The 1999-nt window shown below is 70.9% G+C and carries 2 protein-coding genes and 1 pseudogene; 1 reads left to right on the top strand and 2 read right to left on the bottom strand.

Going from position 1 to position 1999, the window contains the following annotated elements; translation table 11 throughout:
• Positions 1–212, bottom strand: a pseudogene (locus tag CCN72_RS37660) (HtaA domain-containing protein); the annotation flags it as partial.
• A 334-nt stretch (positions 213–546) separates the two neighbouring features.
• Here CCN72_RS37660 and CCN72_RS37655 point away from each other — a divergent pair.
• Positions 547–1239: a class F sortase gene (locus CCN72_RS37655; RefSeq protein ID WP_086812711.1), complete on the top strand. Its 693-nt coding sequence runs from the start codon at positions 547–549 to the stop codon at positions 1237–1239.
• A 33-nt stretch (positions 1240–1272) separates the two neighbouring features.
• Here the strand turns inward: CCN72_RS37655 and CCN72_RS37650 are convergent.
• On the bottom strand, positions 1273–1999 hold a 727-nt coding region (locus CCN72_RS37650), incomplete at its 5' end, for a polysaccharide deacetylase family protein (RefSeq protein ID WP_107430325.1).

Genomic DNA, 1999 nt, shown 5'->3' with positions numbered 1-1999 from the left:
GGACCATCGTCGGTCCCGGCACCGGTGTCGGCAACTTCGGGAACGGCAATGTCGGAATCGGTGCCGGGACCGACGATGGTCCCCGAGCCGGTGCCCGTGCCTCCCGTGGTGCCGCCCCCGTTGCCCATGCCGTCCGCGACGGCCACGGGGGCGGCGAGCCCGAGCACGGCCACCGCGGTGCACGCGGCCGCCAGGGCGCGTTGGTTTCGCATGTGATCCTCCGCGGAAGGCACCCCGGGGCCCGTCCCCGGTCGATCGGCGAGAAAGCACCTCCCAGCTAAGACCCTCGGGTGAACGGAACACGCCCGCATGTCGAGAATGCTCCGTCCTGGTGATCCGACACTCCGCACGACAACCTGACAATCGGATATAGCCGCAGGTCACGGACCGTCAGAAAATTCCTGGGAACGGCAACTCGGATGGCGCACCGCGAGGGTGACGGGCCACCCGTTCGCCACTCGGCCCGTCGCCGGGTGCCCGTGCGGGACTTAGCTTTTCCCCATGCGCAACGCAGGGGACGACCGACGCTTCGAGACGGGACGGCGCATGACCGCGCCCCGGCTGTACCAGCCGCCCCGGCTCGCCGAGGAGGACGAGGACGACGCCGTACGGCGCCGGCGGCGCGCCCCGTGGGGTGTGATGGCGCTGCTGCTGCTCTCCGGTCTGGCACTCCTCCGCAACGGCTCGGGCGAGTTCGACGTCGGCCCGCCGCAGCCCGCCTCGGCGGCGGCCCCGGACACCCGCGCCCCGCAGAGCCCGCCGCCCACCGGACCCGTACCGCTGACGTTCTCCGCGGCGGACCGGGTGCGGATCCCGGCGATCCATGTGGACGCGCCGGTCACCCCCGTGGGCCTGGACCCGACCGGCGCGGTGAGCGCGCCGCCGCCCGAGGACCCCGATCTGGCGGGCTGGTTCACCGGCGCGGTCTCCCCCGGTGAGAAGGGCACCTCGGTCATCGTCGGCCATGTCGACAACCAGCAGGGCCCCGCCGTGTTCTACGGACTCGGGGCCCTGAAGAAGGGGAACCGCGTCGAGGTCCTGCGCAAGGACGGCAGGACGGCGGTGTTCGAGATCTACGGCGTCGAGGTCTTCTCCAAGGCCGGTTTCCCCGGCGACCGGGTGTACGGCTCGAAGGGCACCCCGGAGCTGCGGGTCATCACCTGCGGCGGTGGTTTCTCCAAGCAGAACGGCTACGACGGCAATGTCGTCGTCTTCGCCCGCCTGGTCGCGGTCACCTGAACCACCGCGGCCCGGCGGGCGGTTGGGCCGGGATCAGACGCGCCGGTTCGGCACCGTGAGGTGGTATCCGCTGTCGAGCAGATAGGGCAGCCACTCCTGGATGGCCTCCACGGTCTGCGAACGGTCACCCCCGGCGTCGTGCGAGAGGATCACCACTCCCGGCGCGGCGCCGCTCTCCACCCGGTCGATGATGACGTCGGTGCCGGGCGTGTCCCAGTCGGTGGTGTCGATCGTCCAGGCCATCGGCTCCATGCCCATCTCGGCGCCGAGCTGGAAGGTGGCCTTGTTCCAGGCGCCGTAGGGGGCGCGGAACCATTGCGGGAGGTCGCCGTAGAACTTCTCGATGATGTGACTGGTGCGTTCCATCTCGGACTTGATCTCGGAGCGGTCGAGGGTGGTCAGCAGGGGATGCGTCCAGGTGTGGTTGCCGACGACATGGCCGTCCTCCGCCATCCGGGCCACCAGGTGCGGGTTGACCTCGACGCACTCTCCGCACAGGAAGAACATCGCCCGTACGCCGTGCTTGGCGAGGGTGTCCAGGATGTGCGGGGTGTAATCGGGATTGGGGCCGTCGTCGAAGGTGAGCATCATCTGCCGGCCGTGCTCGGGGATCCGGAAGATGGGTTCGGTGCGCACCTTGAGCTTGCGCGGCGCGGAGTGCGGCGGGGCGCCTCCGGTGAGCGGCTGGAGCCGGAAGGCGGAGGACTTCAGGGGTGCCTGGCGGGCCTGGGGGCCGGGGACGGGCGCGGGGGCGGTGGGC

Origin of the sequence: Streptomyces murinus (assembly GCF_002154555.1) — a bacterium.
Classification (GTDB): Bacteria; Actinomycetota; Actinomycetes; order Streptomycetales; family Streptomycetaceae; genus Streptomyces; species Streptomyces murinus.
This window is presented reverse-complemented; position numbering and strand designations above follow the sequence as displayed.